The organism is Bacillus cereus group sp. BfR-BA-01441 (genome assembly GCF_022663075.1).
In the GTDB taxonomy this organism is placed as follows: Bacteria; Bacillota; Bacilli; order Bacillales; family Bacillaceae_G; genus Bacillus_A; species Bacillus_A cereus.
In genome coordinates this window covers 13,273-36,887 of sequence record NZ_JAKUEU010000050.1, presented here as the reverse complement: position 1 = coordinate 36,887, position 23,615 = coordinate 13,273, and the positions used below count along the sequence as shown (strand labels likewise).

Here is a 23,615-nt window from a genome sequence, read left to right as displayed (position 1 = left end):
CAAGCGCAAGCAGCGGAGAAACCTGCTGAAGGACCACCTCAAGAAATTAATGAAAACGCTCAATTGGACCAGTATTTACAAAACGCAGGATTTAGCGGGACAGCTGTTATTGTGAAGAACGGAAAAGTTCTTCTGAATAAAGGGTACGGTATGGCAAATAAAGAGCAGCAAGTACCGAATAATTCAGAGACGACTTTTTATATTGGTTCTATTTCAAAGGCGTTTGTAGCAACTGCTATTATGCAATTGAAAGATCAAAATAAATTACAAGTAGAAGATACTGTTGCGAAGTATATTCCAGATTTTCCACAAGGTAATAATATTCAGCTAAAACATCTATTAACACATACATCAGGGATTCCCGAATATGAGCAGGGAAAAGAAGATATTTCTCATGAAGAACTGATAAAGCGGATAGGAAATCAAAAGCGTATTGGTGGTCCGGGAGAGAAGTGGAAGTATTCTGATTCGAACTACTCTATACTTGCTTATATTGCAGAGAAGGTAAGTGGGCAGTCACTCGAAGAATATATTAAACAACATATTTTTGCTACTGCGGGTATGAAACATTCTGGCTTTGGCACAGCGTTAGAACAAACAAGATTCCCATCAACGGGTTATAAAATAGTAAATAATAATATGACAACGCCTAATATTCCAAGCATGTCACAACTTTATGGTTGTGGTGATATATATACGAGTGCACATGATTTATATTTATTTAATGAGGCGTTATACTCTGGAAAATTAATTTCAAAAGAGAGTTACGATCAAATGTTTACGGGTGGAAAAAAGGATTACGGGTTTGGATGGTACGTAGACCCAGGAAGCTATTCGAATCATGGTGTAATGCCAGGTTGGAATTGCTTAAACGGATTTAGTAAAAATGGTAGTGTATATGTTGTTTTATTATCTAACATTCAAAATAATATTAAATCATTTGGTAAAGTGAATAATGACATTTATTCGATATTGCGGAATATTGAAGTGTAAGAAACTATCCTTTTGGATAGTTTTTTTTATGCTCTGAAACAAATATTTCTTTTAGAAAATGTATGTCTTACCTATCACAAAAATATCCATTTTGTATACATTAAGATGTATGGATGTAAAATTTTATAATCTAAAAATAATAGGAGGAGAAGTGTATGTGTCTGTTCAGAAAATATTGGCATAAATTATCAAGATTGTTTAATAGACAATTAGATTATTTTTTAGATAATAAGTTATTGCCTGCTGTGGAAAGACTTTTATTTTCACAAAACTTCGCGAGATTTATTCAAAGAAACTCTAAGCAAGCTACGGAAGAAGTTATTGAATCAAGTAGATTTCAATCTATTATTTGTAACATTTTAAAAGAATGCAATACATCACCTTTTAAAGAAATTGCAAAGCAGTATTTAGGTAAAAGCGTAGAGATTACGGTGACAGTTGGACAATTAACAGGTGTTATTGTAGCAGTTGGTGATGACTTTTTAACATTGCAAGAAGGAATAGGAACTGAAGTTTTATTACCATTTACAAGTATTATATCAATTAAAGAAGCTTAAGAAAGGAGAGTTATATATGTTATTTACTGATGAATTACGTAACCATGTTGGAGAACTAGTGCAAGTTGTGACAGCTGTAGAAATCATTGTAGGCGTTCTTTTATCTGTGACGGATGGGGCAGTAATTGTTCGTACTTCTCCTTCTTATGGACCACCAGAAGATGTAGTTGTGCGTATTCCTATTATTGCTTATGTTCGCTTGGAAGGGTAAGAGTGATACAAGTATGAGAGTGTCAGTTGTTATTCCAGTGCATAATGAAGCAAGTACTTTATCAAAAGTTTTAGTAGAGGTAAGAAAGCTCGAACCATATGAAGTTATCATAGTAGATAATGGATCGACAGATGGGACGAAGGAAATAGCATTACAGCATAATTGCCGTGTGATTTATTATAGATATTCTCTTGGTAATGATGTGGGACGGGCAATTGGTGCTAGAGAAGCAAAAGGCGAGATTGTTTTGTTTTTAGATGGTGATATCGTCATGAAAAGTGAAGAATTATACAATTTTATTAAAGGAATACGACAAGGACATGAGATTGTTTTAAATAATTTAACATGGTCCGTTTACTTGAAGATGAGACCGCATTATACGACGGTTGGAAAATATATGTTAAATCGTTATTTGAACAAGAAAGAGTTTGTTGTAGGATCTTTAATTGCAATACCACATGCGATAAGTCGTAAAGTGATTGAAAAACTGGGGTGGTGGAATTTAGCAGATCCAGCATTATTTCAAGCGATGGCGATGTCTAGAGGAGTAGATATTTCTGATATGGCTTCAGTTGATGTCATCTACACAAATAAAGTTCGTCCTGTGCATACTGGTACATCGTCTGGCTCTCCTTATCCGAAAGCGACTAGTCGTATTATGGGTGATCATTTGCGAGCTTTACAATACGTAATCGAAACATATGGTAAACGCGGTGGTTTTTCAGAGGACAATAGAGATAGAGAGTTTGTAGGAAAGTATAAACCAGTTTTATTACAAAAGAATAAAGCGAAATATAGTGCCATTATCCCAGTATCAGAAGAGAAAATAACCATAAGGTCTGTTATAAAAGAAGTGAAAGAAGCAGGTGTAGATGAAATTATAGTTGTCGCGAATGGAGCAGATGTTGAGACTGTTAAACAGGCAAAGCTAGAGAATGTTATTGTTGTTGAGTTTACGAAGGCGCTTGGACATAATGTAGCACGAGCAATAGGTGCCATGCATGCTACGGCAGATATTTGTTTATTCGTTGATAGTGATCTTGTTATTCCAGCAAAAAAACTCACTCTATTTTTACATGCTGTTGAAGATGGAAATGACGTGGTGTTAAATGATTTACAATGCTTATTAGATATGTTTCATCCAGCAGATCCAATTAGTATGGGAAAATACTTTGTGAATTTGATAGCGAAACGACCAGATTTATGGAATAACTCACTAACTGCTGTACCACATGCCATTCATAAGAAGGTAATAGAGAAAATAGGATATGATTCCCTTATCATTCCGCCATTAGCACAAGTGAAAGCTATTTTAGAAGGATTCTCTATTACAACAGTAGAGTTAGTAGATGTTATAAAAACAAATCGCGTACGTCCAGAGCAACACGAATTTGTAAATGGGCGTATTTCAGCGTTTGATCGTATTTTCGGTGATCAACTTGAAGCGGTTGCGTATTTATTACAATGTACGGACGAACGTGGTGGTTTTACAGATGGAGATAGAGATAGAGATGTAATTCAACAATTGAGAAGGGAAGAAGAGAATACAAATGAATAGTAGTAAAGTAGCTATTATTGGGCTAGGGTATGTTGGCCTTCCTTTAGCGGTACATTTTGCAGAAAGAGGGCATACAGTACTTGGATTAGATAAAGATATTAGAAAAATAGACTCAATTATAAAAGGAGAAAGTTATATTCCGGATGTTTCTTCTAAAGAGTTACAAAGTTTATTGACGAAAAAAAAATTAACAGTAAATACACCAGATCAAGGCATTGCTGATTTTCAAAATAGTGATTATGTTATTGTCACTGTCCCGACTCCAATTAATGAACAAAGAGAACCAGACTTAAGTGCCCTCATTTCAGCTTCGCATTATATACAACAAAACCTTCAAAAAGGACAAACCTTCATTTTTGAAAGCTCCACATATCCAGGCACACTTGAAGAAGTCATCCTACCTATTATTTCTCAAAATGGTAAAAAGGTAGGGGAAGATTTCTATATCGGATATTCCCCTGAGAGAATTGATCCAGCAAATAGTCAATATTCAGTTCAAGCTATTCCAAAAGTTATTAGTGGACAAACAGAAAAGTGTAAACAAAAGGTACAGGATTTATATAGTACCATTTTTGACGAAGTTGTACCTGTTAGCTCTCCGAAAGTAGCAGAGATGTGCAAGCTATTTGAAAATATTCAGCGCTTAGTTAACATTTCTTTAGTAAATGAACTAAACACACTATGTGAAAGTTTAGGCATTGATTTTTATGAGGCCATTGAAGCGGCATCTACAAAACCATTTGGGTTTACTCCGTATTGGCCAGGGCCAGGGATAGGGGGACACTGTATTCCCGTAGACCCTTTATATTTTCAATGGAGAATAAAAAAGAATGGGGCAATTAGTCAATTAATTGAGGCTGCACATATAATTAATGAAGAAATGCCAGAGAAAATGGTCCGGAAAGTAAAAAGTGTGGTGCAATTACCTGCAACGGTGTTAATTGTAGGGATTGCGTATAAAAAAGATGTAAATGATTTGAGAGAATCACCAGCGTTACCGATTATTCAATTATTAAGAAATCAAGGATACGAGATAGAATATCATGATCCTTATATTTCTTTCGCGGAAATTGGAGATAAGGTGTACCAATCTGTTTCTTTAGATGAAGAAAAAGTTAAAAAAGCGGATTGTATTTTAATTTTAACGGATCATTCTAATATTGATTGGAAGCTTTTTAAAGGAATGGATCGAGTAATAGATACACGCGGGATTGTAAAGAAGGTGAGTAAATGAGTAAGAAATGTTTAATTACAGGTGGGGCCGGATTTATCGGGTCGCATTTAGCTGAAGAGTTGATGAAAAGAGGTTATGAGGTCAATGTTGTGGATAACTTTTATAAAGGTAAAAATAAGTACCATAAAGAGTTAATGAAAGAAATCCGTGTTATTCCAATAAGTGTTTTAGATAAAAATTCTATTTATGAATTAGTAGATCAGCATGATGTCGTGTTTCATTTAGCAGCAATTTTAGGTGTGAAAACAACAATGGAAAAAAGTATAGAGCTCATAGAAACGAATTTTGATGGGACAAGAAATGTTTTACAAGCAGCGTTAAAAGGAAAGAAGAAAGTAGTTTTTGCTTCTACTTCAGAAGTATATGGTAAGGCCAAGCCGCCTTTCTCTGAAGAGGGAGATCGATTGTACGGGGCAACTTCTAAAATTCGTTGGAGTTATGCAGTTTGTAAAACGTTGGAAGAGACATTATGTTTAGGGTACGCATTAGAAGGTTTACCAGTAACGATTGTTCGATACTTTAATATTTATGGTCCAAGAGCGAAAGATGGTCCATATGCAGGAGTAATCCCGCGATTTATCCGCGCGGCACTGCAAGGAGAAGACATTCTCGTATATGGAGATGGAAAGCAGACACGTTGTTTTACGTATGTAAGTGATGCGGTAGAGGCAACGATTCGGGCAATGGATGAGAAGGTAAATGGTGAGATTATTAATATAGGTTCTGAGAATGAAAAGAGCATAAAAGAAGTAGCAGAAGTAATTAAAAAATTAACGAATTCTTCTTCGAAGATTGTCCAAGTGCCTTTTGAAGAAGTATATCCTCATGGTTTTGAAGAAATTCCAAATAGAAGACCAGATGTAACAAAATTAAAAGAGCTTGTTCAATTTCAGGCGAAAGTAACGTGGGAAAACGGATTGAAGGAAACAATTAAGTGGTTTCGTGAACAAAACAATGGCTAAGTCATTATCTGTTATTATTCCTGCATGTAATGAGGTCGATACGATTTCAGACGTTATTCAATCGGTAAGACCATTAAATCCAGTAGAAATCATTGTAGTAGCAAACGGTTGTAATGATGGAACAGAAGATGTTGCAGATCGTTTAGGGTGTAAAGTAATCAAGCATACAGAGCTACTAGGGAACGATGTTGGACGTGCAGTCGGCGCAAAACATGCGATAGGTGATGTATTACTATTTATAGATGGTGATTTTGCTATTCCAACTTCAAAATTAAAATTATTCCTTAATCCGATTTTATACGATCAGGCAGATGTAGTTTTAAATAATTTGGATGCATTATTTTTAAAAAGGCAAAAAACCACTTCTATTACAGTATGGCGCCAAATATTAAATGCAATGTTAGAGCGTGAAGAATTAAAAATGAATTCTTTATTAGATGTACCTCATGCGCTGACGAAAGAAGTCGTTCAAAGCATCGGATATGAATGTTTTGTTAATCCTATTGTGGCTCATTTACGCCTAGTTCAAAGTAAATGGAGAATTAGTCGTCATTGTGCTATTGACGTTATTACGCCGAATAAATTTCGTCCATTCCAGCATGCTGCATATGGGACAAATCTTTCCCAATCTGAAAAAAGAATGATAGGTGATCATATAGAAGCAGTAGCAGAACGGATATTAAGCAGTGATGAGCGCGGAGGATATTATGATGGAAATAGGAAAAGGGATAGTGTCTATCATACTTTAAGTTTTGAAGAGTTTTATCAAGGGTGGGGTGTTACATCTGATTTCTATAAAGGAAAGCAACTATCGGTTGTTATTCCCGTACAAGATGAAGAGAAAACAATTGGAAACGTTATAGAAGAGCTTCGCAAAATTGAACCCTTCGAAATTATCGTTGTCGTAAATGGTTCGTCAGATAAAACGAAAAAAATTGCAAAAGACAAAGGGGCAACGACAATTGTATATAAAGAAGCACTCGGAAATGATGTGGGGCGCTCACTTGGAACGTATTTTGCAAAAGGAGAAATTGTGTTATTTATAGATGGCGATTTTGTTATTCCAGCGAGTGAGCTATATCCTTTTGCGAAAGCTATTGCAGATGGAAAGGACGTCGCATTAAATGATTTAAATCACTATTTAGATTTAAGAGTACCACTTCATCTTGTAACTGCATTTAAGTATGCACTAAATTTAGCTTGTGATAGAAAGGATTTAGGGGTAGGCTCACTTATTGCGGTACCTAATGCATTTAGCCAAAAGTGTTTGAAAGCAATTGGGTATAAATCTTTATTGTCACCTTGTGTAGCACAAGTGAAGGCTCTTCTGTCTGGATTTGAAATTGCATGTGTATATCGTGTTGAGGTTGATAAGATGAACCGTATTCGTCCCAGTGAACATTTTGCTAAAATAGGTCATCCACCAGCTGTACTTCGAATTATAGGTGATCATATAGAAGGACTAGATCAAATAATTGCATTAACAGACAATCGTGGCGGATTCTATGATGGCAATAGAAAAAGAGATGTTTTATAGAAGTAACAAAAAAAGTGTACAACATGTGTACACTTTTTTGTTCTGTTATAAAAACTATAACAGATTAGGAGATAAGAGTATTACAGCTCTACAATGGGTATTGTTCTTATATTACAAAATAGGACTCGTATATAAGGATACCAAAAAAATACAATTAAGGAAAGGGTTAATTTTAAAGACTTTTAAATGAAGTTAACACTATATATATAGTAGTTTGCTCAACATTTCACAAACATGTCACAACTATTTCGTTCACTTTCGTAAAAAAGTAGTATTCTAAGTGTGTAAGCTGTTATATAAAAAATCTTAGTCCTGTACTAATCAAAAATGGAGGAGATTAGGATGACTCAAGTATTAGAAAATGTTAAAAACGCATGGGAAAACTTTAAAGGTGAAAAATGGAAAGCAGAGATTGATGTTCGCGATTTCATTTTAAATAATGTAAACGTTTTCGAAGGGGACGAATCTTTCTTAGCAGAAGCAACTGAAGCAACGAAACAACTTTGGGATCAAGTAATGGATTTAACAACGAAAGAACGTGAAAACGGTGGCGTTCTTGATATGGATACAAAAATTGTTTCTTCTATTACATCACATGACCCAGGATACTTAAATAAAGATATTGAAAAAGTAGTCGGTTTCCAAACTGATAAACCATTTAAACGTTCTTTACAACCATATGGTGGTATTCGTATGGCAGAACAAGCTTGTGAATCTTATGGATACGAAATGGATAAAGAACTTAGTCGTATTTTTAGAGAGTGGAGAAAAACTCATAACCAAGGTGTATTTGATGCATACACACCAGAAATGAGAAATGCACGTAAATCAGGTGTTATTACTGGTCTTCCAGATGCATACGGACGTGGACGTATTATCGGTGACTATCGCCGAGTAGCGTTATATGGTATTGATCATTTAATTGAAGCGAAAAAAGCTGATTTGAATTTAACTGGTGGTGTAATGAGCGAAGATACAATGCGTTTACGCGAAGAGTTATCTGAGCAAATGCGTGCACTTCAAGAGTTAAAAGAAATGGCTGCTTCTCATGGCTTCGATATTTCTAAGCCAGCAACAAATGCACAAGAAGCATTCCAATGGTTATACTTCGCATACCTTGCAGCGATTAAAGAGCAAAACGGAGCTGCAATGAGTCTTGGACGTACTTCTACATTCTTAGATATTTACATTGAAAGAGATTTAGCAAATGGTACTTTAACAGAAGAAGAAGTACAAGAAATTGTAGATCACTTCATTATGAAATTACGTCTTGTGAAATTCGCAAGAACACCTGATTATAATGAATTATTCTCTGGTGACCCAACTTGGGTAACTGAATCTATCGGTGGTATGGCATTAGATGGTCGTCCATTAGTAACAAAGAACTCATTCCGTTTCTTGCATACATTAGATAATTTAGGACCAGCTCCAGAACCAAACTTAACTGTTCTTTGGTCTAAACAATTACCAGAGAACTTTAAAAACTACTGTGCGAAAATGTCTATTAAAACATCAGCAATTCAATATGAAAATGATGACATTATGCGTCCTGAATACGGCGATGATTACGGTATTGCATGTTGCGTATCTGCAATGAGAATCGGTAAACAAATGCAGTTCTTCGGAGCTCGTGCAAACTTAGCGAAAGCATTATTATATGCGATTAACGGTGGTAAAGATGAAAAGTCAAAAGCACAAGTTGGTCCTGAGTACGCACCAATTACTTCTGAAGTATTAAATTATGAAGAAGTTATGCATAAGTTTGATATGACAATGGAATGGTTAGCGGGTCTATATTTAAACACATTAAATGTTATCCATTACATGCATGATAAATATAGCTATGAACGTATTGAAATGGCACTTCATGATACAAACGTTCTTCGTACAATGGCAACAGGTATCGCTGGTCTATCTGTAGTAGCAGATTCATTAAGTGCAATTAAGTACGCAAAAGTAAAACCAATTCGTGATGAAAATGGTATTGCAGTTGACTTCGAGATTGAAGGAGATTTCCCTAAATACGGTAACAATGATGATCGTGTAGATGAGATTGCTGTAAATCTTGTAAAAACATTTATGAATAAACTTCGTAAACATAAAACATACAGAAACTCTGTTCATACAATGTCAATCTTAACAATCACATCTAACGTTGTTTACGGTAAGAAAACTGGTAATACTCCAGATGGCCGCCGTACTGGAGAACCATTTGCACCAGGTGCGAACCCAATGCATGGACGCGATACAAAAGGTGCATTAGCTTCATTATTATCTGTGGCTAAATTACCATATGAAGATGCACAAGATGGTATTTCTAATACATTCTCTATTATTCCGAAAGCACTTGGTAAAGAAGATGATGTACAAGTACGTAACTTAGTATCAATGCTTGATGGCTATGCAGTAAAAGAAGGGCACCACTTAAATATTAACGTATTTAACCGTGAAACATTAATGGATGCAATGGAACATCCTGAGAAGTATCCACAATTAACAATTCGTGTATCTGGTTATGCTGTAAACTTTATTAAATTAACTCGTGAACAACAAATTGATGTAATTAACCGTACAATGCATGAAAGCATGTAAATGAAAAAAGGTTTCCCTTCGCTCTTAATATATAGCGAAGGGAGGCTGTTTCAATAAAGGAGGAAGTAACATGGTAAAAGGAAGAATACATTCTGTAGAGTCTTGTGGTACTGTTGATGGCCCGGGGATTCGTTATGTCATATTTACACAAGGGTGTTTATTACGTTGTCAATATTGTCATAATGCTGATACGTGGGAAATCGGTAAAGGTAAAGAAATAACAGTTGAAGAAGTGATGCAGGATGTGACATGTTACCTTCCATTTATTGAAGCTTCCGGAGGCGGTATAACAGTTAGCGGTGGAGAGCCATTATTACAGCTAGACTTTTTAATTGAGTTGTTTAAAAAGTGTAAAGCGGCTGGTATCCATACAACAATCGACTCTTCTGGTGGTTGTTATTCTGAGGAACCAGAATTCCAAAATAAGCTAGATATTTTAATGGATTATACAGATTTAGTTTTATTGGATCTGAAACATATCGATTCCAAAAAGCATCGTAAATTAACAGGGAAACCAAATGAACATATTTTACAATTTGCTCGTTATTTATCGGATAAGAATAAACCGATTTGGGTACGACACGTATTAGTTCCTGGTGTTACGGATAATGAAGAGGATCTACAAAAACTATCTAGCTTTATTCAAAGTCTGTCTAATGTTCAAAAAGTTGAAGTGTTACCATATCATAAGCTTGGTGTATATAAATGGGAGGCGCTTGGACACAAGTATCCACTCGCAAATGTAGAACCACCTACTGAGAAAAATGTAGAACATGCTAAATATATTTTACAAGCGGTCTAATCCAAATATTGGATTAGGCTTTTTGCTTTCTTTACAATAAAATCTAGAGTATATATTGATAAAAGAGTATACTGAAAGTAGAATATCCATAATTTTGTACGGAATAAATGGAGAAATTTACATAATTGTAAAGGGAAATCAAAATAGTAAAAAGAATTAAGAAGTAAAAGAGTGAGTATCATGGAATAGAGAACATTTGTAAGTTATTGCGAAAGCTCTTATAGGAAAGTATAATGTAAAGATATGAGCACAGATAGGATTAAGGGGTCAATCTTATATGCTTTGCATATCCACGACAGGTACATAGCTGAAAGGGAATTATTAGAATCTGTTTATGTAATTTTTAAGGAAAATGTTTTTCCTATTGTCGTATATGCAATATGGAGAAACAAAAAGCTAGGAGTGGATTTGTTTGATAAAAAACCCCAAGGTTTTAATATTAACTGCACATTACGGTAATGGTCATGTGCAAGTAGCAAAAACATTAGAACAAACATTTCGCCAAAAAGGAATTGAAGATGTTATTGTATGCGACTTGTTTGGAGAATCACATCCATTTATAACTGACATTACAAAATATCTATATTTAAAAAGTTATACAATAGGAAAAGAATTATATCGTTTGTTTTATTACGGGGTAGAAAAAATTTATGATAAGAAAATAGCATCTTGGTATGCGAACTTTGGAAGAAAACGTTTGAAAACACTATTACAGGTGGAGAAACCAGATATTGTAATTAATACATTTCCAATTATCGCTGTACCAGAATTGAAGAAACAAACAGGTATTTCAATTCCTGTCTATAACGTATTAACGGATTTTTGCGTGCACAAAATATGGATTCATCGAGAAGTAGATCGTTATTTTGTTGCAACGGATCATGTGAAAGAATTGATGGTTGATATCGGTGTACCTGCGGAACAAATTGTTGAAACAGGAATTCCAATTCGGAGTAGTTTTGAGTTAAAGGTAAATCCAGAAATCATATATACTAAATATCAGTTATGTAAGAATAAAAAGATTTTACTAATTGTAGCAGGTGCTCATGGGGTATTAGGAAATGTAAAAGAACTATGCCAATCATTTATGTCAGTGCCTAATTTACAAGTAGTTGTCGTTTGTGGGAAAAATGAAGCTTTAAAACAGGATTTATTAAGTTTACAGAAGCAAAATTCCGATGCATTAAAAGTGTTTGGGTATGTTGAAAATATTGATGAATTATTCCGTGTTACTTCTTGTATGATTACGAAGCCAGGCGGAATAACATTAAGTGAAGCAGCAGCGTTGCAAGTACCTGTCATTTTATATAAGCCTGTTCCAGGACAAGAAAATGAAAATGCGATGTACTTTGAAAGAAAGGGAGCAGCAGTTGTCATTCGCGATGATAGTGAGGTTTTTGCAAAAACAGAGGCATTATTACAAGATGATGTGAAGCTTCTTCAAATGAAAGAAGCAATGAAAAGCATCTATCTTCCAGAGCCAGCTGGTCATATTGTAGATGCAATTTTGGCAGAAAATCATGCAGAACCGCGTCATATACCTATTAAATCACCTGCTCTTGCACAATCTTTTACTTAATATGAAACCCTCTTTGTATATGTAAAGAGGGTTCTTTATTATTTTCAAAGAAAATTCAGCCAGTTATCCACAAAAGGATTGCGCTTTCATTAAACAGTAAAGTCGGAATATTAACAACTATATCCACATTGTCCACAATTTTTAGAAAAATATCCACAATTAAAACAGCTGATATATGCTTTAATATAGAAAAATATTAAATGTTTTTGAAAATTACTAACAATTCTGTTGGTTTTGTGGATAAAGTTGTCCACAGCAAAAAAAGCCCCTTATGTATAAGGGGCTTTTTTGCTTACTTCTATCAATCGAGAAAATTATGTAATGAAAATGAATAATTAGGGGGGAAACTTCTAATTATTCATTTTCACTTTAAATGCTTTTCGAGCGATATCCTGCTGCACGATCTGCTTTTTGAAATTCGCGTTGATAGAGAACTTCTTGTGTACTAGATAATGTGTTTTTTGCTTTATCACGTTTCTTTTTATCCATTACAAATCACCTCGTGTCTTAAAGTTACTATTTATCGTTTCCAAAGACATGAGGGGATATACGCATATGGAAAATGTTAATGATTGATTATCATTTCAGAAAATTTAGATTATGCTTCTTTTAATTGATGAGCATCTTGGAAGGTTGTATCTCGCATTGTAGCAAGTGTGTATTGATCTTTTGGAATTTCATATAAGTTATATACTTCTTCGTTTGCGTTAATTTCATCATATACGGCTTTTCTTGTTTCGTTTGCTAGATTCACATATTGCAGTTTTTCTGCAGCTTTAATAGAACGAATATTTATTTTACGAATACGCATGAAAATTGTTTCAATATCTAATTCATAGAAAAGTTCACTAAAAAATGAATCTTTTGCCAATTTATTATAGCCTTTTCCATGATATGGTTTGCCAAGCCATGTCCCGAGAAATCCAGCTTTTTCTTGCACATCAAATAAAGTAATTGTTCCGATAGGGTTACCCCATTCATCTAAAATTGTGCGTGAAATTAATTCACCACGCTCTTCAGCTTCAATCGTTTGTTTTGTTAAGAATAAATATTCTTCATAAGAATAAGCCTTTTGACGCACAAAAGGGAAGACAGCTGGATCCACCATTAACTCGTATAGAACGTGGCTGTCGTGTAAGTCGCGTTTTTTCAACATACTAACTCCTCCTCACACGAGGGTAGCATGACGAAAAAACACCCCACCCTCGAAATTTTTATATCAATCTTTAAAAAATTTCGGGGTGGGAATCGAACCCACTAGAACCAGTTTCTAACGCTGGTGGCGCACCATTTGCCTTCCCCATTCATCAATTTGAAAATGATAATCACGACACAAATTGATTATGGTTTCATTCAGTTTATAATCGTATAATACTTTATCTAGTCAAAAAAATAAACTAGTTTTTTTTATTTTTTTTGTAAATTATTTTTCCATCAATCATAGTTAGTACAGGCTTGGCTAAATAATGGAAAGGATGATGAGTCCATAACACGAGATCGGCGTCTTTTCCAACCTCGATGCTTCCAATTCTATCCTCTAAACGCAAATTTCGCGCTGGGAATATGGTGATTCCTTCTAGTGCTGTTTTCTCGTCTAATCCTTCTCTTACTGCGACAGCGGCACAAATATTTAAATATTGAATGGGTGTATAAGGATGATCTGTTGTTATAGAAACTTCCACACCATTTTTAGATAATATATGGTAAGTATCCCATGTCTTGTTTTTTAGTTCGATTTTAGAACGACGTGTCAGAGTGGGACCAACTGAAACCTTCAAATTATGTTTCGAAAGCTCTTCAACAAGAAAGTGTCCTTCTGTACAATGTTCAATACGTAGATCGAGGTTGAATTCCGTTGCAAAGCGTAGCGCAGAACTAATATCATCTGCTCGGTGAGCGTGGATACGTACGGGTATTTCACGACGTAATGCTTTTAAAATAGGAAGCATTCGAAAATCAGCTTCGTGCCCGTAGTGTTGTGCTTCATAGAATGATTCCCGAAGTAACCCCATAATCCCCATACGTGTAATGGATTCTTTTGTTCCATTACTATGGACTTTTTTAGGATTTTCTCCAAAGGCAATCTTTAAACCAGCAGGTTCTTGAATAATCATATGATCAATACAAGTTCCAGCTGTTTTTATTACACAAGTAGTCCCCCCGATAATATTTTGACTGCCAGGCATAACGTGAACGGTTGTAATTCCGTTTTGTACAGCGTCTTGAAAGGCGATATCCAAAGGGTGGATTCCATCTAAAGAACGAATATGTGGTGTTGAAACTTCAGATGTTTCATTGGCATCATTTCCAGCCCAACCAGTGCCTTCATCATAGAGACCAAGGTGAGTATGGACATCAATAAAGCCAGGTAAGAGATGGAGTGCTCGTGCATCTATAACGGTCATATCTTGAGTAGGTTGAATAAAAGGTTTGACCTCGGTAATTCGCTCTCCTGTAACGAGTACATCGCCTTGAAACTTTTGAGATGTAATAGGGTATACAATGGCTTGTTTGAGCAATATTTTCATAGGTACCTCATTTCTGTTACTTTATAATGCTAATGGAAGTTAAGGGAAAGTAACTGAAAGGTTATTTGTATGGTAATGCTTCGGATCCTAGAAAATGAAAGTTTTGAAAGAGCCCATGTAAAATTGTGTTTTAGAAGTACTACATTGTATGCGAAAGTATATTTTGTAATGCATGGTCTATTGCCGGAAATGTGTATTGGTATCCATGTTCAATTGCCTTAATGGGTAATACACGTTGCCCTTCTAGTACAAGTATGCTCATTTCACCTAATAAAGTTTGAATGATAAATGAAGGTACAGGCAACCAATGAGGCTTGTTCATTATAGTTGCAATGTTTTCTCCAAATTCCTTCATTCTTATGGGTGTTGGTGCTGTCATATTAAGAGGGCCATCAATTTCTTTTTTGTGTATGATGAAATCCATCATACGAACGACGTCGTCTATATGAATCCATGATAACCATTGCTTCCCAGAACCAATGGTGCCGCCGATATAGAATTGATAGGGAAGTAGCATTTTTGGAAGAGCTCCTCCATTTGCACCTAATACGACTCCAAATCTTGCGTAGATTGTTCGTATTCCGAGAGAACGTGCTTTAGATGCTTCTTGTTCCCATGAATATACTGTATTTGCTAAAAAGTCATTTCCAGGAGTCTCATGCTGTTCTGTAAAAGACTCTATTTCAGATGTTCCGTAGTATCCAATAGCACTTGCGTTAATAAATGTGTGTGGCTTTGTATGGAGTCCCTGCAATTGTTTAATGAGTCCTTTTGTTGTTTGAATTCTACTGTTTAAAATGGCTTTCTTTTGTTGCTTTGTCCATCTACTATTAATAGACTCTCCGGCTAGATTAATAACTACATCAATAGAAGAGAGGGGGAAGGTTTGTAAATCTGGTGTCCATTGAACATACTGAAGGTTAGGGTCGGAAGTTTCAGTAGTTTTTTTTCGTGTGAGAATGTAAACAGTATATCCTTTTTGAATAAAAAAAGTAGAAAGGGATTTACCGATAAAGCCTGTACCACCAGAAATTGCGATTTTCACAAGTATTTCCTCCTCATTATATATATTCTTGAAAAGAAAAAATGTTCCTCGACTATGTTAAAATAATAGAGAGGTGAGAGTATGGCTGTCATTACAAAAATAGAAGTACAAAAACGATCGAAAGAACGATTTAATATTTATATTGATAAAGGTCAAGGCGAAGAGTACGGATTTAGTGTGGATCAAGTAATCTTAATAAAACATGGATTACAAAAGGGCTTAGAAATTGATGAAATCGAGTTAGGGAATATTTTGTACAATGAAGAAGTACAAAAAGCATATTTACAAGCAATCTCCTATTTATCCTATCAAATGAGAACAAAACAAGAAATAGAAGATTTTTTACGAAAAAAAGAAGTGGGACAGGCCATCATCTCTGAAGTCGTTTCGAAATTATTACATGACCGATATATTAATGATAAAGAGTATGCTGTTTTATATACGCGAACGCAAAGTAATGTGAATCGAAAAGGTCCAACTGTTATTAAAAGAGAGTTATTAAATAAAGGTGTTCAGGATTTAATTATTACACATAGTTTACAAGAATATCCGAAGGAAAAGCAAATTGAGAATGCCTTGTTTCTCATAGAGAAGAAGAAAAAATCTTATCAAAAACATTCTTTTTTACAAATGAAACTAAAGTTAGATGAGATGCTTGTTCGAAAAGGATATTCTAGAGAAGTAATTCAAATTTGTTTGGAAGAATTGAAAGACGAAAAAGATGACGAAAAGCAACAAGAAGCGTTACACTATCATGGGAATAAATATTATGAGAAATATAAGAAGCATGATGGATGGACATTTGAAAACAAGATGAAACAAGCGTTATATCGAAAAGGATTCTCTATTGATGAAATCGAGATATTTTTGCAAATGAAACGCGAAGAGGAATGAGGAGAATAAGATGAATATGCCAAAACGCTACAGTGAAATGACACCGCATGAGCTAAGGGAAGAAATTGGCGCTTTGAAGGAGCAAGCAGTAAAAGCTGAGCAGCTTGGGATTGTCAATGAATTTGATGTATTAATGAGAAAAATGGCAATGGCTCGTGCTTATATGACGGATATAAACAAGTTCCATATTGGTGAAACATATGAATTAGTAGAAGAACCTGGTGTATTATTTAAAATTACGTATTTCAATGGGGTATTTGCTTGGGGATATAAGCAAAATGATAATGAAGAGATTGGCATACCAATTTCCTTATTGCAAGAAAAATAAAAACCAGAGAGCACATATCTCTCTGGTTTTCATCTTTGGTAGGCGTTAAAGGAGATAGGAGATTCTAAAATTGGCGTTTTTTACATTCATTTGCCAATATAATGAGAGACTGGGTTTGTTGCGTCTGTCCGTTAACTTGCGCTTTCGCATGTTTTGGACGAGTCCACGTATGGTTAAATAATTCAGAACGACTATCTAAGCGATCACGGTAGCTCATCTTTATCACCTCGTGTAGGAAGTTAATTTAATTTGTACTACTCTTCCTGCTGATTTGCAGCACGCATACGTTCTTGTGGGTGCGTGTTAATTGTGCCGTTAGGTCGTTTCGAAGCGAAGCGTGATTTCGCTTTCGGTTGACCGTCGATTTTGCTGTTGTTTTTTGACTCAGACCAAAATTCGGCTTGTTTACCCATTGCGAACGCCCTCCTCATTATCGGTTGATACCTTTTTAAGAAGTATCAATTATAGAATGTGCAAAATTGAAGAAACTATCCTTTAGAAATGAAGGGATAAATAGGTAAAAGGAGATTATAATATGAATGATATTTATGAAACATTAACGAAAGAATTATTAGACAAGAATGACAAGCTTTCTTACGCACAAGCTCGTGCGTGGGTTGAGTTACTATGGGAAGATTTTCAAACAACTTATGCAAAATCAGGTCGTTATCAAGGCGATGAAATGACGGAACAAGTGGTACGATCATGGATTAATAATCATGGTGTACGCCTTCATGAAATGCGGACAAATAATCCGAAGTATAGTCATTTAATTAATCAAGAAGATCATTTGAAACATTAAAAAAAGCGACTTAAGTCGCTTTTTTTAATGTGGAAGTAATTCCAGTTTTTTTCGAAGCTTTTCTTCACTAAAGATCCATCCTGTATAGGAACTAATAATATTTAAATTGTGGTCGAGCTGAACGATTGCAACAAATGGATAATAATCTTTACTTCGATATCGTAAATCAATGAATCGTACTTCATAATAATGGTCATGATCAAAAATATCCCAGCGATATACAGGAGAGAAAGATAGGAAGGCTGAGATGTTTTCATCTTGTTTAGCTGCTCGCATAATATTATTGTCTGGGAACGGTACCCGATCGAACTTGTCATATATCATGATGTTACCACGGTGCCATCTCGCAACGTAGTAATAATCAGCCGTAACGACTGCTAAATGGTAATGATAAAATCGGTAAGAAGGAGAAATGATAATCTTTTCGACATTTTTGAAACGTTTGTGTACAACGCTTCTTATATTTCTGTGCATCATAATCCGTCCGATATAGTAAACAATCATTAATATATATGCCGCTAAAGCTGTATATCCCTTATGAGAACCGACGAGCATGCAAGCAATTGCAAGTATATGGATAAAGAAAATTACGGTATCGAATGTATTAATTATGCCAAGTGCGACCCATTTTTTTGTGAAAGGTCGTAATGCTTGTGTACCATAGGCGTTGAAAATATCTACAAAGACGTGAAGAAAGACGGCAATAAATGACCAAAGTAGTAGATGAAGATATGGAGCTTCTGAAAAGAAGGCGAAAGAGATGCCACTTATAAGGAATGACCAAAGAATTACCGCGGGAATAGAATGAGTAATCCCACGATGATTTCTTATATATTTAGCGTTATTACGCAATTTTAGAACTGTGTCAATGTCAGGAATGTTGGAACCAGCAATTGTAGCAAGCATAACAGCTTGGGGGCCAATATCACTTTGTGCTATGGCTGGATCTAATGTTGCTAAGCTACCTAAAGTGATACCCATAACAAGGTGAGTGGCTGTGTCCATAGAAATCCACCTCCGTTTTTTATTAATGTAACTCTTTTTATTCGATACCTCAAGTCCTTTGCCTTCTATTTCCTGTATCATCTTACTTAAATTTTTTCCTAAAATCTTTATAATAGTACTTATATGCAAAAAAATGAGGGGGATCAAGTTTGACACTTGAAATACTAAACAATTTTAATATAGAGCAGTTTCAAAATGATTTAATTGGTTGGTTTGAAGAAGAACAGCGCGACTTACCATGGAGAAAGAATAAAGATCCATACCGCGTTTGGGTTTCTGAAATTATGTTACAGCAAACAAGAGTAGAAGCTGTAAAACCATATTACGCAAATTTTATGGGGAAGTTTCCTACACTTGAAGCGTTAGCGAACGCAGATGATGAAGAAGTATTAAAAGCATGGGAAGGTTTAGGATATTATTCTAGAGCACGTAATTTACATGCGGCAGTAAAAGAGGTAAAAGAAGTATATGGCGGAGTTGTACCAAGTGATGTAAAGAAAATTGAAAAGTTAAAAGGAGTCGGACCATATACAAAAGGTGCTATTTTAAGTATCGCATATGGTATACCAGAGCCGGCAGTTGATGGAAATGTTATGCGTGTATTATCTCGTATTTTATCAGTATGGGATGATATTGCAAAACCAAAGACTCGAAAAGTTTTTGAAGAGATTGTGCGTGAAATTATTTCGATTGAAAATCCATCTTATTTTAATCAAGGTTTGATGGAATTAGGTGCACTAATTTGTATTCCGAAAAATCCAGCATGCTTACTTTGTCCTGTACGTGAACATTGCAGAGGGTATGCTGAAGGTGTTCAAAAAGAATTACCAGTAAAAAGTAAAGCGAAAGCTCCTAAAATGGTACCTATTGTTGCAGGTGTACTTCAAACTGAAGACGGTCGTTACGTTATTAATAAACGTCCAAGTACAGGTTTGTTAGCTAACATGTGGGAGTTTCCGAATGTGGAACTTGAAGAAAGTATTCGAAATCAGAAGGAACAGCTTATAGATTATATGAAAGAAAAATTTGAGCTCGAGGTTTCTATTGATGAATACGCAATGAATGTACAACATACGTTTACACATCGTACTTGGGATATATTTGTATTTTACGGAAAAGTAACCGGTAATATTGTTGATACAGATACATTAAAATTTGTATCAAAAGAGGTATTTGAGCAATTACCTTTCTCAAAATCACACCGTACTATTTATGAAAATTGTGTGGAGAAAATTACAATGCAATAAATAAAAAAGTGTTCCCAATCTAGGGAACACTTTTTTAATCGTAAGAAATTTTTGTCCCATGAGTCCAACTAGCTTCACCTTCTTGTAAGCCGCCTCTTGATTCGATTTCTACTACAATTTCTTTGTAAATACTTTGCCCTTCTATATTTAAATAAGGCAGAACCTGTTGTAGTGAGTGATGAAAATAAGCTAATTCATCTTCTTTCCATTCATTTTTTGAAATCATCGTTAGTTCAGTCATATCGCGTCCTATATACATATTTACACCTCCATTTTCTATAGTTTGAATGAGTAACAAAAGTTATATGCGGAAATTTTAAAAAAGAAAATTACGGATAGCTTCTAAGTGAATTGGTTACATTATTGATTGTGGAGGTGAGAAAGATGAGTAAAAAACAACAAGGTTATAACAAAGCAACTTCTGGTGCTAGCATTCAAAGTACAAATGCTAGTTATGGTACAGAGTTTTCAACTGAAACAGATGTACAAGCTGTAAAACAAGCAAACGCACAATCAGAAGCAAAGAAAGCACAAGCTTCTGGTGCACAAAGTGCAAACGCTAGTTATGGTACAGAATTTGCAACTGAAACAGACGTGCATTCTGTGAAAAAACAAAATGCTAAGTCAGCTGCAAAACAATCACAATATTCTAGCTCAAATCAGTAATGAAAGAAAAACACTTCTCTAATTCGGGAGAAGTGTTTTCTTTTTGCGTGGATCGTTGTAATGAAAAGAAAGCGAACGACATAACTTCTAATAAGTCAACAAATGTAGTCAAAGGAGAAGGAAGTTAACAATTAGAATTATGTAATTAGGAATAATAACTGATGAATAAGTCCAAAAGGGGGTAAGTAATGAACGATTTTGATAAGTTGGTAGGGGAGCAATTAGAAACGATGGATGAGTTGTTAAAGTTACAAGCACATCTAGAGAAGTATCAACAAATTGAAATGAATGAAAAAGATACGTGCGATAAAAAAGAACTGCATTTTATCCGCCAGGAAATATATAGAACAGAAGTAGCGTTGAAGATGTTACATGAGAAATTTGAAGAACAAACGAATAGTGTAATCCAATCTTTTGCAACTGAAAAAATGATTTCAAATTTAGGATAAGATATATTGTTATCTTTAGGTGAAAAGTCCTTCTTTGTATGGAAATAGAGAAGGGCTTTTTCTATTACATGTCCTCGCTTATAAATAATACAGTACAATCCTTTTATCTCCTAAGAAGTGGTGGGGCATAGTATTCAACGATAAACCTCCTGCATATTCAGTTTGAAAAATAGAGTCTTATCCCTTTAGTTTTAAAATTTCGACAAAAAAGTTATAATAGAAAAAAAGTGAATGCCGTTCAAAGGGCATTTGCAGTTGAAAGAAGGGAGCATATATGGGATTTCCCAAAGAAGGAGAAAAAGTACAAATACATAGTTATAAACATAATGGCTCCATTCATAGAATGTGGGAAGAAACAACAATTTTAAAAGGGACACAGAGTCTTGTAATCGGAGCGAATGATCGTACAGTAGTTACAGAATCGGATGGCCGAACATGGATTACTCGTGAACCAGCAATTTGTTATTTTCATGCCAACTATTGGTTTAATGTGATTGGGATGCTTAGGGAAGATGGCGTATATTATTATTGTAATTTAAGCTCACCTTTTGCGTATGATCCTGAAGCATTAAAGTATATTGATTATGATTTAGATATTAAAGTATATCCAGATATGACATATACGCTTCTAGATGAAGATGAGTATGAAAAACATAGTGAAATTATGCAGTATCCACCTGTTATTGATACAATTTTAAAACGAAATGTAGCACATTTAACACAGTGGATTCATCAAAGAAAAGGTCCATTTGCACCAGATTTCGTAGATATGTGGTATGAACGATATTTAATGTACAGAAATTAAAACAAACCTGCAGGGGGCTTCCCGGCAGGTTTGTCCTATTAGAGGGGGGATTATGTGCAAGGCATAAAAAGATATTTACAATTTGTTAAACCATATCGATGGCTTATTGCTATTACAATTATTATTGGACTAGTTAAGTTCGGTATCCCACTTATTATGCCGTGGTTATTAAAGTATATTATCGATGATGTAATTCAAGGCGCTGGCTCACTTCAAGATAAAACATCTCAATTAATAACAGCGATTGGAATTGCTTTCTTTATTTTTGCGGTATTAAGACCACCGATTGAATATTATCGTCAATATTTCGCCCAACGTATCGCAAATACAATACTGTATGATTTGCGGAAGCATATTTTCGGTCACTTACAAAAGTTAAGTTTACGTTATTACTCCAATACAAAAACAGGGGAGATTATTTCGCGTGTCATCCATGATGTAGAACAAACGAAAGATTTTGTAATTACTGGTTTGATGAACGTCTGGTTAGATACTGCAACAATTGCTATTGCTATCATTGTTATGTTTTCTATGAATATAAAATTAACATTTGTTGCTTTATTGATTTTACCTATTTATGTAATTGCAGTGAAATATTTTTTCGGACGTCTTCGGAAATTGACGAAAGAGCGTTCACAAGCGTTAGCGACGATGCAAGGGTATTTGCATGAACGTATTCAAGGAATGCAAGTGACACGTAGCTTTGCGTTAGAAGAGTATGAGGGGAAGCAGTTTGAAAAAAGAAATAATGAATTTTTAACGAAAGCATTAACCCATACAAGTTGGACGGCAAGAACATTTTCGGCAGTAAACACGTTAACCGATTTAGGTCCGTTACTTGTGATTGGTTTTGCAGCATATGAAGTAATTCAAGGGCAGTTAACGCTAGGAACAATGGTAGCTTTTGTTGGATATATGGATAGTTTATATAGTCCGCTTCGCCGCCTTGTTAATTCATCTACAACATTAACACAATCTTTTGCATCGATGGACCGTGTGTTTGAACTGTTAGATGAAAAATACGATATTGTTAATGTACCAAATGCGGTACAAACGAAAAAATTAAATGGAGAAATTGTATTTGACAATGTTTCTTTTCGTTATAATGTAGATGAAAAAGAGATATTACACAACTTGTCATTAACTATGCAGCCTGGAGAGAAAGTAGCGCTTGTAGGAGCAAGTGGGGGAGGAAAGTCATCTCTTGCTAGTTTGATCCCGCGTTTCTATGATGTTTCTGAAGGCACGGTTTATGTAGATGGCATAGATGTAAGAAAGTATAATATGAGAAATTTGCGTAGTCATATTGGAATTGTACTGCAAGATAATTTATTGTTTAGCGATACAATTGGAGCTAATATTTTATATGGAAATCCGAAGGCTACAGAGAAAGAGGTGATTGCAGCTGCTAAAGCTGCGCAAATTCATGATTTTATTATAGACTTACCAGATGGTTATAATACTGTCGTTGGAGAACGTGGTGTGAAGCTATCGGGCGGGCAAAGACAACGCGTGGCAATTGCACGAGTGTTTCTAAAGAATCCTTCGGTACTTATATTAGATGAAGCAACTTCAGCATTAGATTTAGAAAATGAAAGGTATATTCAAGAGGCGCTTCAGACGTTAGCTGCTGACCGGACAACGATTATAATTGCACATCGATTAGCGACGATTACGCATGTTGATACGATTATTTACATTGAAGACGGTGAGATTAAAGAGACTGGTTCTCATGAAGAGTTAATGCAAAAAAGAGGATTTTATTACAATTTATATCAACTTCAACATATAACAGAAACAGCTCCTTTAGCATAAAAGGAG

27 protein-coding genes are annotated in these 23,615 nt (G+C 35.1%); 19 read left to right on the top strand and 8 right to left on the bottom strand.

Annotated features, from left to right (window positions below; all coding sequences use genetic code 11):
* The 11 genes from MR107_RS19575 to MR107_RS19525 all read left to right on the top strand — a co-directional run.
* The coding region (locus MR107_RS19575) for a serine hydrolase domain-containing protein (RefSeq protein ID WP_242292619.1) at positions 1 to 993 on the top strand (993 nt) is incomplete at its 5' end.
* 155 nt (positions 994 to 1,148) lie between these two features.
* Positions 1,149 to 1,550: an LSm family protein gene (locus tag MR107_RS19570; RefSeq protein ID WP_000335532.1), complete on the top strand. Its 402-nt coding sequence runs from the start codon at positions 1,149 to 1,151 to the stop codon at positions 1,548 to 1,550.
* Positions 1,551 to 1,566: 16 nt separating this feature from the next.
* Positions 1,567 to 1,761, top strand: a complete 195-nt coding sequence (locus tag MR107_RS19565; RefSeq protein ID WP_000899470.1) for an LSm family protein — start codon at positions 1,567 to 1,569, stop codon at positions 1,759 to 1,761.
* A gap of 13 nt (positions 1,762 to 1,774) precedes the next feature.
* Positions 1,775 to 3,319 carry a glycosyltransferase family 2 protein gene (locus MR107_RS19560; RefSeq protein WP_242245529.1) on the top strand — a complete coding sequence of 515 codons (1,545 nt, stop codon included), beginning with the start codon at positions 1,775 to 1,777 and terminating at the stop codon, positions 3,317 to 3,319.
* The gene (locus tag MR107_RS19555; RefSeq protein ID WP_242292618.1) at positions 3,312 to 4,553 is read left to right on the top strand and encodes a nucleotide sugar dehydrogenase; all 1,242 of its coding nucleotides are present in this window, start codon (positions 3,312 to 3,314) and stop codon (positions 4,551 to 4,553) included. Before MR107_RS19560 ends, MR107_RS19555 begins: the two co-directional genes overlap by 8 nt.
* Complete coding sequence (locus tag MR107_RS19550; RefSeq protein WP_242292617.1) at positions 4,550 to 5,515, top strand: NAD-dependent epimerase/dehydratase family protein; 966 nt, start codon at positions 4,550 to 4,552, stop codon at positions 5,513 to 5,515. Before MR107_RS19555 ends, MR107_RS19550 begins: the two co-directional genes overlap by 4 nt.
* Entirely contained in the window at positions 5,508 to 7,052 is a 1,545-nt protein-coding gene (locus MR107_RS19545) for a glycosyltransferase family 2 protein (RefSeq protein WP_242292620.1), read from the top strand. Before MR107_RS19550 ends, MR107_RS19545 begins: the two co-directional genes overlap by 8 nt.
* Positions 7,021 to 7,242 carry a hypothetical protein gene (locus tag MR107_RS19540; protein WP_002094217.1) on the top strand — a complete coding sequence of 74 codons (222 nt, stop codon included), beginning with the start codon at positions 7,021 to 7,023 and terminating at the stop codon, positions 7,240 to 7,242. The genes MR107_RS19545 and MR107_RS19540 overlap by 32 nt, the downstream gene beginning before the upstream one ends.
* A 152-nt stretch (positions 7,243 to 7,394) precedes the next feature.
* Positions 7,395 to 9,644 (top strand): formate C-acetyltransferase, encoded by a 2,250-nt coding sequence (pflB, locus tag MR107_RS19535; RefSeq protein ID WP_000195471.1) that lies wholly within the window; start codon positions 7,395 to 7,397, stop codon positions 9,642 to 9,644.
* A 70-nt stretch (positions 9,645 to 9,714) separates the two neighbouring features.
* Positions 9,715 to 10,446 (top strand): pyruvate formate-lyase-activating protein, encoded by a 732-nt coding sequence (pflA, locus tag MR107_RS19530; RefSeq protein ID WP_000238458.1) that lies wholly within the window; start codon positions 9,715 to 9,717, stop codon positions 10,444 to 10,446.
* A gap of 412 nt (positions 10,447 to 10,858) precedes the next feature.
* Complete coding sequence (locus tag MR107_RS19525) at positions 10,859 to 12,025, top strand: diglucosyl diacylglycerol synthase (protein ID WP_000594691.1); 1,167 nt, start codon at positions 10,859 to 10,861, stop codon at positions 12,023 to 12,025.
* Positions 12,026 to 12,394: 369 nt separating this feature from the next.
* Here the strand turns inward: MR107_RS19525 and MR107_RS19520 are convergent, their stop codons facing one another.
* From MR107_RS19520 to MR107_RS19505, 4 genes are all read right to left on the bottom strand, one after another.
* On the bottom strand, positions 12,395 to 12,514 hold the full coding sequence (locus MR107_RS19520; protein ID WP_000358482.1) for a YfhE family protein: 120 nt from the start codon (positions 12,512 to 12,514) through the stop codon (positions 12,395 to 12,397).
* Between the two features lie 109 nt (positions 12,515 to 12,623).
* Positions 12,624 to 13,181, bottom strand: coding sequence for a GNAT family N-acetyltransferase (locus MR107_RS19515; protein WP_000914737.1), 558 nt, complete (start codon positions 13,179 to 13,181; stop codon positions 12,624 to 12,626).
* 241 nt (positions 13,182 to 13,422) lie between these two features.
* Complete coding sequence (locus tag MR107_RS19510) at positions 13,423 to 14,553, bottom strand: amidohydrolase (protein ID WP_000698319.1); 1,131 nt, start codon at positions 14,551 to 14,553, stop codon at positions 13,423 to 13,425.
* 139 nt (positions 14,554 to 14,692) lie between these two features.
* A complete protein-coding gene (locus MR107_RS19505) occupies positions 14,693 to 15,598 on the bottom strand; it encodes a TIGR01777 family oxidoreductase (RefSeq protein WP_000684382.1) in 906 nt (301 codons plus the stop codon).
* A gap of 81 nt (positions 15,599 to 15,679) precedes the next feature.
* Between MR107_RS19505 and recX the strand changes: the two genes are divergently transcribed.
* The gene (gene recX, locus MR107_RS19500; protein WP_000268502.1) at positions 15,680 to 16,492 is read left to right on the top strand and encodes a recombination regulator RecX; all 813 of its coding nucleotides are present in this window, start codon (positions 15,680 to 15,682) and stop codon (positions 16,490 to 16,492) included.
* Between the two features lie 10 nt (positions 16,493 to 16,502).
* Positions 16,503 to 16,820, top strand: coding sequence for a YfhH family protein (locus tag MR107_RS19495; protein ID WP_001057020.1), 318 nt, complete (start codon positions 16,503 to 16,505; stop codon positions 16,818 to 16,820).
* Between the two features lie 64 nt (positions 16,821 to 16,884).
* On the opposite strand, the gene MR107_RS19490 is transcribed toward MR107_RS19495, so the two are convergent.
* Together MR107_RS19490 and MR107_RS19485 are read right to left on the bottom strand one after the other, a co-directional pair.
* The gene (locus tag MR107_RS19490) at positions 16,885 to 17,037 is read right to left on the bottom strand and encodes a YpzG family protein (protein WP_000122093.1); all 153 of its coding nucleotides are present in this window, start codon (positions 17,035 to 17,037) and stop codon (positions 16,885 to 16,887) included.
* 37 nt (positions 17,038 to 17,074) lie between these two features.
* Positions 17,075 to 17,233, bottom strand: a complete 159-nt coding sequence (locus tag MR107_RS19485) for a small, acid-soluble spore protein K (RefSeq protein WP_000517891.1) — start codon at positions 17,231 to 17,233, stop codon at positions 17,075 to 17,077.
* 122 nt (positions 17,234 to 17,355) lie between these two features.
* On the opposite strand from MR107_RS19485, the gene MR107_RS19480 reads away from it, so the two are divergent.
* Positions 17,356 to 17,622: a YfhJ family protein gene (locus tag MR107_RS19480; RefSeq protein WP_000998166.1), complete on the top strand. Its 267-nt coding sequence runs from the start codon at positions 17,356 to 17,358 to the stop codon at positions 17,620 to 17,622.
* 24 nt (positions 17,623 to 17,646) lie between these two features.
* Here the strand turns inward: MR107_RS19480 and MR107_RS19475 are convergent, their stop codons facing one another.
* Positions 17,647 to 18,627 carry a metal-dependent hydrolase gene (locus tag MR107_RS19475; protein WP_000379112.1) on the bottom strand — a complete coding sequence of 327 codons (981 nt, stop codon included), beginning with the start codon at positions 18,625 to 18,627 and terminating at the stop codon, positions 17,647 to 17,649.
* A 149-nt stretch (positions 18,628 to 18,776) separates the two neighbouring features.
* Between MR107_RS19475 and mutY the strand changes: the two genes are divergently transcribed.
* Positions 18,777 to 19,874: an A/G-specific adenine glycosylase gene (gene mutY, locus MR107_RS19470; RefSeq protein WP_242292616.1), complete on the top strand. Its 1,098-nt coding sequence runs from the start codon at positions 18,777 to 18,779 to the stop codon at positions 19,872 to 19,874.
* 34 nt (positions 19,875 to 19,908) lie between these two features.
* On the opposite strand, the gene MR107_RS19465 is transcribed toward mutY, so the two are convergent.
* Complete coding sequence (locus tag MR107_RS19465; protein WP_242245525.1) at positions 19,909 to 20,133, bottom strand: hypothetical protein; 225 nt, start codon at positions 20,131 to 20,133, stop codon at positions 19,909 to 19,911.
* Between the two features lie 125 nt (positions 20,134 to 20,258).
* Here MR107_RS19465 and MR107_RS19460 point away from each other — a divergent pair, with 125 nt between their 5' ends.
* The 4 genes from MR107_RS19460 to MR107_RS19445 all read left to right on the top strand — a co-directional run bounded on the left by MR107_RS19460 (position 20,259) and on the right by MR107_RS19445 (position 23,609).
* The gene (locus MR107_RS19460; RefSeq protein ID WP_242292615.1) at positions 20,259 to 20,540 is read left to right on the top strand and encodes a gamma-type small acid-soluble spore protein; all 282 of its coding nucleotides are present in this window, start codon (positions 20,259 to 20,261) and stop codon (positions 20,538 to 20,540) included.
* Positions 20,541 to 20,728: 188 nt separating this feature from the next.
* Positions 20,729 to 20,989: a YgaB family protein gene (locus MR107_RS19455; RefSeq protein WP_000997575.1), complete on the top strand. Its 261-nt coding sequence runs from the start codon at positions 20,729 to 20,731 to the stop codon at positions 20,987 to 20,989.
* A gap of 274 nt (positions 20,990 to 21,263) precedes the next feature.
* Positions 21,264 to 21,794: a nucleoside tri-diphosphate phosphatase gene (gene ntdP, locus MR107_RS19450; RefSeq protein ID WP_000506622.1), complete on the top strand. Its 531-nt coding sequence runs from the start codon at positions 21,264 to 21,266 to the stop codon at positions 21,792 to 21,794.
* A gap of 54 nt (positions 21,795 to 21,848) precedes the next feature.
* Positions 21,849 to 23,609, top strand: coding sequence for an ABC transporter ATP-binding protein (locus MR107_RS19445; RefSeq protein ID WP_001161599.1), 1,761 nt, complete (start codon positions 21,849 to 21,851; stop codon positions 23,607 to 23,609).
* The last annotated feature ends 6 nt before the right edge of the window (positions 23,610 to 23,615 follow it).